Below are 13,783 nucleotides of genomic sequence, written 5' to 3'. Positions count from 1 at the left end.
CTTCCTATTATCCCATTGGATACATAATATTTTCTTGTATCATTTTTATCTCTTGCATCACTTCATCACTAAGCTCTAAATCCATAGCCGCAAATGAATCATCAAGTTGAGCTGTCGTTCTTGCCCCAACTATAGTAGATGCTACAAACTTAAACTGTTTTGAGTACGCTACAGCTAAAGTAACTGGAGATATTTCAAGTCTCTTTGCCATCTCTACATACTTAGCAGTTGCAGCCAATGTTTTTTCATTTACAAATCTTGTACCTTGAGCCTTGATGCGAGGATTCTCATTTTTTAAGTACTCTGAAAATCTGGCATTATCAGGATAAAACTTTCCATTGTACTTACCACTTAAAACTCCACCGCCAATAGGTGAATATGGAAGAAGTGAAATCTGCTCTTTCTCACATACATGAGCTAGTTCATCTAAAAATCTTGGATTGTTTAAAGAGAAGTTGTTTTGAATAGATTCAAATCTTGAGATGCCAAGTCTCTTAGAAGTCTCATTTGCTTTTGTAAGACCATAGGCACTATCGTTTGAAGTTCCAAGATATCTTACTTTTCCTTCGTCAACTAGCTCTTCAAAAGCTCTAAGTGACTCTTCTATAGGAACTACAGTATCTGGCCAGTGCATCTGATATAGGTCTATGTAGTCAGTTTGAAGTCTTTTTAGACTTCCCTCTATTGCTCTTTTGATATGGAACTTATCCACAGCAGTAAAACCGTGACGAACAGGAGGCACAAACCAGCCATTTGCAGCACCAGCAACTTTTGAAGTGAGGATAATGCTATCTCTTTTTTTGTTCTTTAACCACCTGCCAATGATAATCTCTGTCTCACCGGCATAAACCTCTTTTGGTGGAACAGGATAAAGTTCTGCGGTGTCGAAAAAGTTTATACCTCTTTCATAAGCTTTATTCATGATTTTAAAAGATTCATGCTCATCACTCCAGCTTCCAAAGCCCATAGTTCCCAAACAGATCGGTGTAACTCTAAGCCCTGTTTTTCCTATGTATCTATAGTTCATTTCTGCTCCTTTTTCGGATAATCAAATGAGATTAACTTTGCTTTTTTTCTACTGATATCTTTCCAACTTTTGCAATCAAATTCTATCTCTACAACTCCACATGTAACTATGTTTTCATCGAAGTCTACGTACTCTTCTACAAACATATTTAAATCTGGATTATGTCCAAAAAGGAAGAGTGTTTTATGTTTATCATTTGTATTTTTTATGATTTTGTGAAGACTCATCTCCGTAGATGCATATATATCATCGTTAAATACAATTTCTTTAGAATAATTCACTTTACTTGCAATTATCTCTGCTGTAGTTTTAGCTCTTTGTGCAGGGCTTGAGAGGATGATATCAGGCATAACATCTCTCTCTTTTAATCGCTTTCCCATCAAAGGAGCATCTGCACTACCTCTTTTGTTTAGAGGTCTGTTAAAGTCACTTAGCGTCATATCTTTCCAGCTTGACTTAGCGTGTCTAATAACAAACAGTCTCTTCATTTTTTACTTACCATTTCAAGGTACAACTCTTCAACCTTTGTTCTAGCCCAAGGAGTCTTTCTAAGGAACTTCAAACTTGAATTAACTGTTGGGTCAAACAGGAAGCATCTAATGTCTATACGCTGTCCTAATTTCTTCCAACCATAATGTTTAACAAGAGCCTCTAAAATATCTTGTAACTTAATACCGTGCAGTGGATTGTTTTTATTTTTTTCTTCTTCACTCATTTTCTGCCTTTGTTTCGTTTTTATTTAAAATTTCTATAGCTTTTTTATAATTATCTTCATCTGCATAAAAATACTCTTCTAAAAGTGGTTTAATTTTATACTCTTTAACAAACTCTAAGTCTTCTTTATTCTCAACTTTCATAAAATAACTATGCCCTAGTTTATAATCTTCACTAAGCTTTTCTTCTATAAAAATGTTTAACTCATTAAAAAGTTTTTTCGCATCTGGGTAGTTTATAAGGTCTTGGTTTGGTTGCATCTTTAAAAATGTAAATCTTCGTCTAAGTGCTATGTCTATCGTAGCTATGGATTTATCTGTTGAGTTCATAGTTGCGATGATGTAAAGGTTTGAAGGTACTTTAAACTTCTCTTTTGAGTATGGAAGAGTTACTTCGTAAATATCTCTTTTATCTTCTTCTATAAGTGTAATTAGTTCTCCAAAGATTTTAGATATGTTTCCTCTGTTTATTTCGTCTATTACTAGGTAGTAGTTTTTTTGCTCAATTTTTTCAATATTATTTTCTACATCTATATTTATATCTTTAATTTTATCATATACCTTTAAAAAATAACTAGCATGTTGATTTGCTAAAGGATTAATACCTTCTAATGATTTTATATCTTTTCTTGATTTTATATTATTTTCATAAAATTTATATAAATCTTCAAATTTCATTCTCAAATCATATTTATATGTAGGGTTTTCTCTTCTTATGTTATATCTAAATGCATCAATATCTGCACTTGTTAAATATGCTGCATCTGTTATTGAATAATACCCATCTTTTTCAATTTCTTCTTCTAGGTTTTCAATAAATACTTCTATTTTCTTTTTAAATAATTTTTCTTGACTAATTATTTCCTTGTCTTTTTTTGCTTCTTCTAAATTTTTTCTAGCTGTGTCAGATAAGTTTTTAAATATTCCATCTTCAAGTTCAATATTTCCACTTTCATTTGGTCTAAAACCCTCTATAAAATCTTCATAAGAGTAGCTTTGATGAAAAGTTACAAACTCCACTCTTTTTTCATTTTTTATTGTTTCAAAAGTCTCATTATCTAAATAAACTTTATTATTTTGTGAAATAGTACTAAATATCTCACTTTGATTTTTTCCATCTTCTATCATAGAAATCAAATTTTGATAATTATGAGTTTTACCAACTCCGGGAGCACCATAGAGTATAATATTCTTAATCTTAAGATGACTTTCTATAACTTTATTATTTATATCAACAAATGACACTTTACTTGAAGTAAAAATTTGTTGCAATTTTGACATTGCTCCATTCGTTCTGAAATCAACATCTAAATCTAAATCTTTATATATCTTTTTACAGATAGCTTTAATAGGGTATTTATTATTATTTCCTTCTATTATAAAAAATCTATATGCACTATTTAAAGGAAAGTCTTGTGGATTTAAATCAAATTCTTTAATAGTATCAATCAATTTGTTATATTGTAAAAACTCGATATACTTTTTTAGTGAAGCACTTGGTAATTGAGCTTGTGTCTCTACATTAAATTCATATAAATCTTTTCCTCTTCTCAGCCTTTTTAATATTAGCTGTAAATAATTAATGTCATCACATAAAAATAAATTTCCATATTTACTCTCTCCTAATTCATTTAGTTTATTAGGAATAAATTCTCGTATTGCTTTAGGATAACTATTAATGGGTGCTTGTGTTTGTACTCTATCTTCTAGCCATTTTTTAAATTTAGTTTCATTATCCATTTATATTCTCCAATCTATTTCTAATTTCATCCAGATAGTCAGTATATGCACTATCGTAATTCAAATCAATACTCTTTATCTTCATATTAACTCCATCATCATTTTTACCTAAAACCAAACTATAATCAAAACTTTCTAAATGCTTAGGATACAAAAGCATCGTATTATTTATATTGTAATTCTTCCCATAAACATACATCTGAAATTTATCATCTCTTTTTATATCTGATTTTGAGTTTAGCTTTTTATATTTTGTGTCAATTATTAAATTATTCATTATGATATCAGGCTTTAGAATCAAATCCCCATATACATCGTAACTTTGTAGTTTTGTCTTAGGTTCTATTTCTTTAATCATTTTACCAATAAACCGTTCAAAAAGTATATTCATGTCAAACAAAAATGCAAAGCTTTTTTTATCTTTTTCAAACAGTGGAATTGATTTGCTCAAAAGTAAAATTGCAAACTCATAGCTATCTTTAAATCTGTTATTTAATCTGTTAAAATGTATATTTAAACTATTTATATCAAAGTGTTTGCATTCTACTTCATCTAGTATTAGCTCACACTGTTTTAAAAGCTTTTTATTTTTTGTGTATAAAAGCAAAGTTTTGAGAGCATATAAAAAGAACTGGTTGAGAGTGTTGTTCATACTAAACTCGTCGTATTCACAATAGATTTTATCTTTTACAAAATTGTATTTTAAATTTTCATTTATAAGGTACTTACCTCTTAAAGTTCTCAGATTATCTTGTTCTGTAATGTACTCTTTGTAAACTCCAGCTTGGAACTCTTTAAACAACTTTTGTGCAAAAAGCTGTATAAAGACCTCTAAAATATTATTACTTTTTTCATTTGCACAAGATGCTATATCTTCATTTTTTAATTTTATATCATAAGCGTACATAAGCATATAGATGAAAATATTCAGGTTTGTTTCTTCATCTTTTTTACTTATTTTTGGCAGTAGATAATAATTTGTACTTCCATAGTTCAATATTCCACAATATTGTTGTGATTTTAAAATATTCCAATCAAGTTTGAAATAGTCATGTAGTGCAGGAGTATCTATTATATGAGATTTTAGAGTACTATCATTTACTTCTGTATATTCATATATTATATTTTGCATCTTAAACTAACACTTCCCAATACCCACGAGTACCGCCAACTCTATCTATAATTTTCATCTCTTTTAACTTAGATATATTCTCTTCAATTTTTCTTGTTGATATACCTACTATATCAGATAATTTTTTAGCTGATATTTTTGAATTCTCTTTCATGTTTTGAATAATCTGCATCTGGTTCTCAGTTAAATCATTACCGACTTTATTACCGACTTTATTACCGACTTTTTCAATTGCCTCAAATATAACTTCCAACATAAACTCTATAAAAGGGGTACTTTCTCCAAGTTCTCCAGAATCTTCTAAGGCTTTGTAATATCTATCTTGATAGTCTCTTACAATACTTTCAGTGGCGATAGAAGAAAAAATACTTTTGTAGTTGTACAAAATCACACTCTGCCAAAGTCTTCCGATGCGACCGTTACCATCACTAAATGGATGAATAAACTCAAACTCATAGTGAAATACACTACTTTTTATAAGAGGATGATCATCTGAGTTTTTTAACCACTCAAACAAGTCTATCATCAACTCTGGAACTCTCTCATGCGGTGGTGCTACATGGCTTACACCACTTTCACTTCCAACCCCGACATTAACTCTTCTAAAACTTCCTGCTGTTGTTAAGATGCCATTCATCAAGATTTCGTGTGCTTTAAGTAAATCATCTAAAGAGTTATGGTTATACTCTTCAAACTTTTCATAGGCTTGTATAGCCCCATCTACTTCTGCTAACTCGCGAACAGATCCTAAAACTCTTTTACCGTCTAAAATAGCTGTGATTTTTTCTTCGCCTAAAAAATTCCCCTCTATTTCTAGAGTTCCAGCCAATGTTTTTATACGGTTTGTTTTTCTAAGATATGGAGTTATTGAAGTGCTTTGATTACTCTCTATTTTAGTTAAAGCTTCAGTTATCTCACTAACCAGATTTAGCATCTTGGAAGTAATAGTAAAAGGGGGTTGATAACTCATAACTTCATACCTTACAGTCTTTAATGATATATTATATCAGATTCCCGTACTTATAGTACGCGGCACAAGCGCCTTCGCTACTTACCATACAGCTTCCAATAGGAGAAGTTGGTTTACATGCAGTTCCAAATATTGTACATTCAGGAGGACTTGCCATTCCTCTTAAAATATCTCCACAGATGCAGAGTTTATGGTCTTCTATTTCTTGTAGTGGAAGTATCTCTTTGTAGATTACTTCAGCGTCATACTGGGCAAATTCTGCTTTTAGTTTTAGTCCGCTATCGGGGATGTTTCCTAAACCTCTCCACTTGAAAAGGTCTCCTTTTTCAAAGAACTTCTCTGTCAGCTCTTGAGCTTTTTTGTTTCCATCGTAAGTTACAAGTCTTTTGTACTCTATTTCAAGCTCGCATCTATCTTCGATGAACTGTTTGACTATCATACTTATTCCCTGCATAACATCAACAGGTTCAAAACCTGTAACAACTACTGGGCGGTTATAGTCTCTTGGGAACTCTTCGTAGATTTTACTTCCGCTAATCACGCTTACATGTGATGGCCCAAGGAAGGCATCTATCTTGTTGTTGTAACTATCTACATGAATATCTCTAGAGTCTATAAGCTCTTTCATAACCTCTGGAACTGTTACATGATTTATGTGAAGGAAAACGTTTTTTACATCTTGCTTTATAACTGCATCTAGAAGTGCAGCTGTCATTGGCGTTGTAGTCTCAAAACCTATGGCAAAAAATATTACCTTCGCATCTGGGTTCTCTTTTGCAATTTTCAGACACTCTAAGGGAGAATACACAAATCGTACATCTGCACCCTTGCTTCTTGCATCTTGAAGACTTCCATTACTTCCCGGTACTTTTATCATATCGCCTAGAGTTACCAAGATGACATTCTCTTGCATACTAAGTACATAAGCGTGATCGATTCTCTCTTTTGGCATGATACAAACAGGACAACCAGGACCATGAATGAACTTAATGTTGGCAGGTAGAAGCTGAGGAATACCGAACTTCATAATAGTGTGAGTATGACCACCGCACACTTCCATGATGTTTATAGGGTTCTTTAGTTTTTTTGCATCTTCTTTGATGATTCTTGCAAATGCTTTTATAGTGTCTGCATCTCTAAAATCATCATAAAGGTTTTTAAGTTCTAGTTCCATTTTACGCACCTCTATTTGGACATTCGTCGTCCTCTAAGATTGCCATTTGCCTATCTTCTTCATTCATCAACTCAATAATTTCTTTGTAAGTCTCAATGCTAAGAAGGGCATCTTCTTCATCAATTTTATTCATAATAAAGCCGATGTGAAGAAGCACATAATCACCTAGTTTTATATCATCTTCCGCCATTAAATCTAAACTAGCATTTCTTTGAACACCCATAGTATCAACTGTAGCCATGTTTAGCTCTTTATCTATTTTTACTACTTTTGAGGGTATTGATAAACACATTATCTCATCCCCATTTTAAATTTAATCCACTGTGCGACTTTTTTCAAACTCTCTTCATCTTTTGTACTGACTTCTATTATGTCAACATTTGGTTTGATCTTTCTCGCATCTGCTTTTTCTCTTTCTATGTCATATTCAAAATATGGAAGAAGGTCTACTTTAGTAAATAAAATCAAATCAGCTTGACGAAACATTACAGGATATTTTGCAATCTTATCTTCACCCTCAGGAACTGAGACAAGAACTATGTTTAAGTGACTTCCGACATCATAAGATGCAGGACAAACAAGATTTCCAACGTTCTCTACAAAACATACATCAAGATTTTCCAAGTCCATATGGTGAAGAGCTTTGTGGACCATAAATGCATCCAAGTGACAAGCCGAACCTGTTTGAATCTGGTGAGCCTGAATGCCTTTAGCTTTTAGTCTGTCTGCATCTCTGCTAGTCTCCAAATCTCCCTCGACTACTCCAAACTCAAAGTCAACCACATCAGCTAAGTGTTCAAGAAGAGCTGTTTTTCCACTTCCTGGGCTACTCATGAGATTTATACACAGTACATTATGAGAGTTAAAGTGTTCTCTGTTGTGATGAGCTTCTTGATCGTTTTTATCTAAAATCTTTGTAATAATCGAAATCGTTTTTGGATCATTGAGCTGTGGGTTATCATGCAGATGCTGATGCGCATCTTGATGCTCGTGAGAATTTCCATGAGAGTGTTCATGAGTATGCTTTTCATCTCCGTGAGAATGACTATGCCCGTGAGAGTGTCTCTCGCTATCTGTTATACTACAACCGCAATCTTTACACATATTTATATTCCTTAATTTTATTTCTATGCTAAAAGCATGTTTGAGCCTACAACTACTGATATTACACCAGCCGTTGCAAATACTCTTTTTAAATTTTGTTTTGAGTTTAATAGATTTTTATTGATATACAATATCACACTACCAAAACCTACGAAGATAACCATAACACCAAGAGAAAATGCCAGTACCATTGTCATATCAACACTGTTTGCCTCGACCATACCAAGAGTAACAAGCATCCCTCTTACTCCACCGATTCCCATAAGTGCTCCAACAGTAAATGCCGAAGCTGTATCACGGTTATCATGTTCATGATTTTTTCCAAACCAGATATGAATATGTTCTTTACCGTCGTGAATATGTTTCTTAAGTTGAATACGATCGTTAAAAACCATATATAGAAGATAAATACCCATCGCCAATATTACAGATGCAGAGATAATATCTCCATACCCAAGTATCGACTCACTGATATTGTAAGTATCTAAAATCTTTGCAAATATAAAAAGTGTCAAGCCATGACCAATAGCAAAAAGAGTTGTAATAGTCATAGTCTTTTTTTTACTCTTGCCAATAGAGAAATCTGCTATTGCTGTTAGGTGATCTGGTCCAAATGCATGTAAGATTCCATACCAGAATATAAGAAGTAATCCTAAATTTTCCATGTGCAAAATTCCTTTTTATGAATACGTATTCATTATATTACATTTTTTAATTTTAATCTAATGTTAATTAAAGAGATTCTTATATACTTTTGGGACTAAACTATGCTAAAATCTATCTATGAACTGCATTTATTGTAATAATAAAAAATTATACGAGCTTAAATCCGGACAACTAAAGTGTTCAGCGTGCAAGAAAAAGTTTTCTCCAAAAAAAATTCAAAGAGATTTAGCACTTATTGATAGCTTTGTGCAAAACTTCAGCGCAAATCAAACTTCCAAAAAACTAGACATTAATTATATTACTGTTAAAAAGAGATTTGACCTCTTTCGTGCACTTTTAGCCAACTATTTAGAAAAAGAGTATCAAAACAAAACAGTCTTAGAATATGATGAATACATCTACTTAGAACACTCTAAAAAAAAGGTCAAAGAAAACATCTTCGATGCACAAAACTTTCTGACTTTTCATTATGAAAACAAGATATATAATCTACTGATGCCAAATCTAAAAAGATATAAAAGTGAGTTTTTAGATAGCGGAGCACAAGAGGCACACTTCAAAGAGTTTTCAAAGTTCATGATGCTAAACAAAATATCAAAAACTCAAAAGAGAGAAAACCTAATCACAAAGTTTTGGAATTATTTTGAGGACTCCATATTGAAGTACAATGGAATAAATGATGAAAACTTCTTTTACTACTTAAAAGAGATAGAGTTCAAGTTTAACTACTCATATAAAGAACAAAAAGAGATTCTCAACTCTCTTTATGATTCATAACTTCAAAGTAAGCCTGCCCCAAAGCGATACCGCCGTCATTGATTGCAGTCTCACTTTGATAGAAATATTTTATGTCTGCATCTTTTAGCTTAGATGCCGCAAGTTCAAGTAGTGTTTTATTTTGAAAAACTCCACCGCTTAGGATGACTTCCATCTTTTCTATTTTTGATATATCCAGAACTATCTGTGCTAGTGTGTTTATAAATTTAGAGACTATATTTTTGTCAAAAAAGTCAAACTCTATGTCTATGATGCCATCAACAATTTTGTACTCAAGGGTTTGAGTTACATCTTGTTTATAGTTTTCCTCACAGATAAGTCCAGCTTCACCCTCGTAACTTTGAAACTGCAAGAGGTTTGAAAAACTCGCCATTGCATCAAAGAGTCTTCCAACTGATGAGCTAAGAGGTGCATTTAGGTTTTTAGTGTGACTTTGATGAAGTATCTTTATCTCACTCTCTTTAAACGACTTAACTACCTCTGCATCTAGACTTAGAACTTCATCAAGTGAATATTTGTCAAAAAGCATACTTAGAGCTACCCGTCTTGGCTCTTTTATCGCCTTTTCACCACCAAGAAGTTTAAGAGATTTGAAGCTGTACTTTCTTACATCGCCAACAAAAATCTCTCCACCCCAAAGCTGTCCATCACTTCCATATCCAGTTCCATCAAAACTGAACCCTAAGTAATCTCCACTAAGTTCAAACTCAGCCTTACAAGCATAGATATGTGCCAAGTGATGCTGAACTTCTACAAGTTCTTTACCTTGAGCTTTTGCCCACTTTGTAGTCTCGTAGTTTGGATGCATATCGTGGACTATAACGTCAGGTTCAAAGTCATAAAAGCTTTTAAAAGTCTCTATAGTTCGCTCAAAAAACTCAAAAGCTTTTAGTGAACCTAAATCCCCAATATGAGGAGATAGTATGATGTTGTCTTCTATAACAAAAGCTATGGCATTTTTAGCGTTTGCACCAACTGCCAAGATTTTCTTTTCACTCTTAAATCCAAGCTTTATCACCTTTGGTGCAAAACCTCGAGAGAGTCTTAGCATCTGGGTATTACCGTTTACTACTTGGACTAAAGAGTCATCCACTCCATTTACAATATCCCTGTCAAAATCAAGAACAAAGTCTACAAATGGAAGTTTTTCTTTAATATCTTCTGCCTTTATTATGATAGGCTCGCTTCCAAGATTCGCACTCGTAGCGACTATTGGGTTTTTAAGCTGTTTGAAAAGAAGATGATGCAAAGCTGTGTATGGAAGGAAGCAGCCTATTCTATCTATATTTGGAGCTACTTTGTCTGATATTTTTATCTTCGCATCTAAGGCTTTATTTAAAATAACAATTGGGGCTTCTTTAGATGCTAAAAGCTCTTGCTCTTTTGTAGATGCAGATGCCAATAATTTTACCTGTTCCAAATCTTTACACATAATAGCCAATGGTTTAGTCGGTCTGTTTTTATGGACTCTTAACCTCTCTATGACTTCATCATTTGTTGCATCACATACTATATGAAAACCGCCGAGACCTTTCATGGCAACAATTTTTCCATTTTTTATAAATTCTGCTGTTTTCTCGATTGTGTCTGTAAGTGTAGGTCCGCAATCATTACATGAAATCGGCTGTGCGTGGTAGCGTCTGTTAAGAGGGTTTGTGTACTCTTCTTCACAAGAAGTACACATCTTAAATTTACTCATAGAGGTATTTTCTCTGTCATAAGGAACAGTTTGAATTATGCTATATCTTGGGCCACAGTTTGTGCAGGTAGTGGCAAAATAATCGTAATATTTCAACTTGTAAGGGGAGTCAGTATCAAATAAGCATTCTTCACAAATCGCCGTGTCAGGTATTACCAATGCTACTTTTGAGCCATTGTTGACACTTAGAGTAGAGTGAATTATTTCAAACTGTTCCCTATAAAGAGGTTTTATCTCTATCTGTTGTATTTTATCTATACGGGCAAGTGGTGGCAGTCTATCTGAGTTTAGTACATTCATAAACTCTTCTATTTGAAGAATCTCTCCTTCAAGCTCCAGATCTACGCCCTTCTCGCTATTTTTCACAAATCCATTTATATTTAACTCAGTTGCTATCTTGTAGATAAATGGACGAAATCCAACTCCTTGGACTTGCCCAAATATCTTAAAACCAAATCTTTTAGTTGTGAAGTAGCTCATTTCCGCCATATCTAATGTTTATCCCATCTACCGGTAATTCTTTGTTGAAATATAGTTCATGATTTACTGAAACTTCTTTATCTAACTTACTAAATAAATGTTTGTTCCCAAGCAGTGAACCAGATGCAACAACGACATCATTATTCATGTTTTGTTTTATCTCATCAAGCTGACCTGACAAGAACTCTACAAAACTCTCAACCACTCCATATGATAAACATAGACTATCAACTCCGGCAAGTTTAAAAGTCATCGCTGTTCTGATTACCATCAATGGATCCAGATAAACTTTTGATTTAATATTTTGCAGTTTATAATCTATTCTTGGTCCTTTTGTACCTACAAAAGATTTTGCATTATTCTCTAGTATATCCGCTGATTCATAAATATCATTAGAGTTACTATACCCTAAAATAATGGAAATAATTCCCCATAGTTTATAAATATTTAGCTCTTTTTCATCAAATGTAATCAAAGAAACTTTTTCATAAAGCTCTGTAAATTTACTTTTGTAATTAGTTAAAAGTTTTATACCTGACTCATTTGTCTGTGCTATTGCTTTAAAAATCTCTTCAACTGAGCTATACTCAGACTTAAAAGACAAGTACTCAATGAGTCCGAACTTCTTACCATATACAAGTATGTTGTTATGGGAATCCTTACTTATATTGAGTCCAACAACTGTTTTATCTGAAAAGTTATGTTCTTTTATTACAGAGTTAAATGTCCCTATGTATGGGATGACTGCTTCATTTGTAAGCTCAAACGTCGGAAGACCTTTAGTACCACGAAGAATAACTATGTTTTTCGCACTAACAACACACTCTATTGGCTCCATACTCTCTTTAAAATCAGCTAAAAGAAGAGCAGTATCATATTTCATCTCATCTTTAGTTATAAAAACACAATCAACGCCAAGCTTATGTAGCTCTACTAAAGTAAGGTGCAAAATAAAGTCATCTGCAAGTTTGAATCTTAACAGCTCTTCTTTTACACCTTCAAAATCCATTTTAAATTTAAGGTTTGTTTTTAGACCTATAAGTGGTTTTTCAATCGCACCTAAAGCAACTGTTTCAGGTGTTGTTACATTTGTGTACTTTGAGATAGTAGCCAGGTCATAACTTAAAATATCAAAAGAGATGTCATTACATTTTTCATTTAGTTTACCTAAGTAATACTCTCCGTAAAATGTATTTACCTTTACTACAGAGTCCCTGCTAATAGCGTTTGCTATTTGCTCAAACAGACTATGATAGTTTCCGCTCTTTCCATCTGCTTCATATCCACACACTTCACATTCACAATACGGGTTATAGTAGTCTTGGCTTGATTCATCTAAAACCTTACTCAAACAACTTGGACAAAATGGCATAGCCAACTTTTCACTCTGAGGTAAAATAAAATCATTATCAGGCAGTGCATCTACAACTTTAACTTCTGTGTTACGCAAGAAAATAGAGTGAGGCAGCTCTAGTGAGAGCTCATTAGCGAACAACTCTAACTCATCACTATCATCAGCTTCAACATATAACTTAATATCTTTGTCCGTTTTAACAAGTCTACCTTCAAGTTTTGACTCTTCAAGCTTTCTCAGTAGTAACTTATCGTATACCAGTGAAGAAGACGAATATTCAAATAATAGTTCTAATACCATTGTGTGCCCCTTAAGTATGATGTTCTTGCAACTTCTTGCAAGATTGCACCACTATTTTTTAGAGTTGTCTCTACCTTTAAATCTTTTAAATAGTTAATGATAGAGTGCTCCATTGTCTTACTAGCTTCTAAAACCTCATTTGTAATAGTAAAAGTTGTGTCTTCACCGATTACATAAGGTATGACACCAACAATTTTTACAGGAGGCAGGTCACCTAGCATCTCTATCATCTGTAGAGTTTGTAGCATCTCAACTTCATGAGCGCTTCCTTGCCAAGTGATAAAATCAGGAACAGCGTCAAAGTCAAAACTGTATACATCTCCGATGTCACCATCAAGAACATTAACACAGTCTATGAGTAAGACTCTGTCATAGTCTGTAATGATAGGTATCAATATCTGAGCTAGAGTTCCACCGTCTACTACATCTACTGTATGTTCATCAGATATAAAGTTATACTTCTCATCCAAATAATTAGCTAAATGAACACCTATACCTTCATCGCCAAAGAGTACATTTCCTATGCCTAGTATTAATATTTTCATGTTTCACCTCTATATATAAATCATAAATAAGATTTTGTAAACAATCATTTTAGTCTCATTATGATTGTTTATAAAAATCTTATTTCTTCTAACAAAAGCAAG

14 protein-coding genes are annotated in these 13,783 nt (G+C 33.1%); 1 reads left to right on the top strand and 13 read right to left on the bottom strand.

All coding sequences use genetic code 11. The annotated features are described in order from the left end of the window. Nucleotides 1–7: 7 nt before the first annotated feature. Genes SMGD1_RS11315 through SMGD1_RS11270 form a run of 10 tightly spaced genes read right to left on the bottom strand, consistent with a single transcriptional unit; the run spans nucleotide 8 to nucleotide 8,525 of the window. Nucleotides 8–1,027 carry an aldo/keto reductase gene (locus SMGD1_RS11315; RefSeq protein WP_008339506.1) on the bottom strand — a complete coding sequence of 340 codons (1,020 nt, stop codon included), beginning with the start codon at nucleotides 1,025–1,027 and terminating at the stop codon, nucleotides 8–10. After that, a complete protein-coding gene (locus SMGD1_RS11310) occupies nucleotides 1,024–1,515 on the bottom strand; it encodes a SixA phosphatase family protein (RefSeq protein WP_008339220.1) in 492 nt (163 codons plus the stop codon). The genes SMGD1_RS11315 and SMGD1_RS11310 overlap by 4 nt, the downstream gene beginning before the upstream one ends. Continuing rightward, a complete protein-coding gene (locus SMGD1_RS11305) occupies nucleotides 1,512–1,742 on the bottom strand; it encodes a VF530 family protein (RefSeq protein WP_008339424.1) in 231 nt (76 codons plus the stop codon). Before SMGD1_RS11305 ends, SMGD1_RS11310 begins: the two co-directional genes overlap by 4 nt. Next, on the bottom strand, nucleotides 1,735–3,480 hold the full coding sequence (locus SMGD1_RS11300) for an AAA family ATPase (RefSeq protein ID WP_008339432.1): 1,746 nt from the start codon (nucleotides 3,478–3,480) through the stop codon (nucleotides 1,735–1,737). The genes SMGD1_RS11305 and SMGD1_RS11300 overlap by 8 nt, the downstream gene beginning before the upstream one ends. Continuing rightward, on the bottom strand, nucleotides 3,473–4,612 hold the full coding sequence (locus tag SMGD1_RS11295; protein WP_008339227.1) for an McrC family protein: 1,140 nt from the start codon (nucleotides 4,610–4,612) through the stop codon (nucleotides 3,473–3,475). Before SMGD1_RS11295 ends, SMGD1_RS11300 begins: the two co-directional genes overlap by 8 nt. A 1-nt stretch (nucleotide 4,613) precedes the next feature. Further along, nucleotides 4,614–5,582 (bottom strand): Fic family protein, encoded by a 969-nt coding sequence (locus SMGD1_RS11290; RefSeq protein WP_008339324.1) that lies wholly within the window; start codon nucleotides 5,580–5,582, stop codon nucleotides 4,614–4,616. A 31-nt stretch (nucleotides 5,583–5,613) separates the two neighbouring features. After that, nucleotides 5,614–6,756, bottom strand: coding sequence for a hydrogenase formation protein HypD (hypD, locus tag SMGD1_RS11285; protein WP_008339395.1), 1,143 nt, complete (start codon nucleotides 6,754–6,756; stop codon nucleotides 5,614–5,616). Between the two features lies 1 nt (nucleotide 6,757). After that, nucleotides 6,758–7,048 (bottom strand): HypC/HybG/HupF family hydrogenase formation chaperone, encoded by a 291-nt coding sequence (locus SMGD1_RS11280; RefSeq protein WP_008339266.1) that lies wholly within the window; start codon nucleotides 7,046–7,048, stop codon nucleotides 6,758–6,760. After that, nucleotides 7,048–7,860 carry a hydrogenase nickel incorporation protein HypB gene (hypB, locus tag SMGD1_RS11275; protein ID WP_008339389.1) on the bottom strand — a complete coding sequence of 271 codons (813 nt, stop codon included), beginning with the start codon at nucleotides 7,858–7,860 and terminating at the stop codon, nucleotides 7,048–7,050. The genes SMGD1_RS11280 and hypB overlap by 1 nt, the downstream gene beginning before the upstream one ends. A gap of 23 nt (nucleotides 7,861–7,883) precedes the next feature. Then, a complete protein-coding gene (locus SMGD1_RS11270) occupies nucleotides 7,884–8,525 on the bottom strand; it encodes a hypothetical protein (RefSeq protein WP_008339209.1) in 642 nt (213 codons plus the stop codon). A gap of 118 nt (nucleotides 8,526–8,643) precedes the next feature. Between SMGD1_RS11270 and SMGD1_RS11265 the strand changes: the two genes are divergently transcribed. Next, the gene (locus SMGD1_RS11265) at nucleotides 8,644–9,303 is read left to right on the top strand and encodes a hypothetical protein (protein WP_008339578.1); all 660 of its coding nucleotides are present in this window, start codon (nucleotides 8,644–8,646) and stop codon (nucleotides 9,301–9,303) included. Here the strand turns inward: SMGD1_RS11265 and hypF are convergent. Genes hypF through SMGD1_RS11250 form a run of 3 tightly spaced genes read right to left on the bottom strand, consistent with a single transcriptional unit; the run spans nucleotide 9,281 to nucleotide 13,681 of the window. Next, the gene (hypF, locus tag SMGD1_RS11260) at nucleotides 9,281–11,482 is read right to left on the bottom strand and encodes a carbamoyltransferase HypF (protein ID WP_008339386.1); all 2,202 of its coding nucleotides are present in this window, start codon (nucleotides 11,480–11,482) and stop codon (nucleotides 9,281–9,283) included. The genes SMGD1_RS11265 and hypF overlap by 23 nt on opposite strands. Beyond that, nucleotides 11,463–13,136, bottom strand: coding sequence for a hypothetical protein (locus SMGD1_RS11255; RefSeq protein WP_008339206.1), 1,674 nt, complete (start codon nucleotides 13,134–13,136; stop codon nucleotides 11,463–11,465). The genes hypF and SMGD1_RS11255 overlap by 20 nt, the downstream gene beginning before the upstream one ends. Continuing rightward, nucleotides 13,127–13,681 (bottom strand): HyaD/HybD family hydrogenase maturation endopeptidase, encoded by a 555-nt coding sequence (locus SMGD1_RS11250; RefSeq protein ID WP_008339205.1) that lies wholly within the window; start codon nucleotides 13,679–13,681, stop codon nucleotides 13,127–13,129. Before SMGD1_RS11250 ends, SMGD1_RS11255 begins: the two co-directional genes overlap by 10 nt. Nucleotides 13,682–13,783: the final 102 nt, after the last annotated feature.

This window comes from Sulfurimonas gotlandica GD1, assembly GCF_000242915.1.
Taxonomy (GTDB): domain Bacteria; phylum Campylobacterota; class Campylobacteria; order Campylobacterales; family Sulfurimonadaceae; genus Sulfurimonas; species Sulfurimonas gotlandica.
Note: the sequence above shows the minus strand (reverse complement) of the source record. Positions and strands in the feature narration are given on the sequence as shown.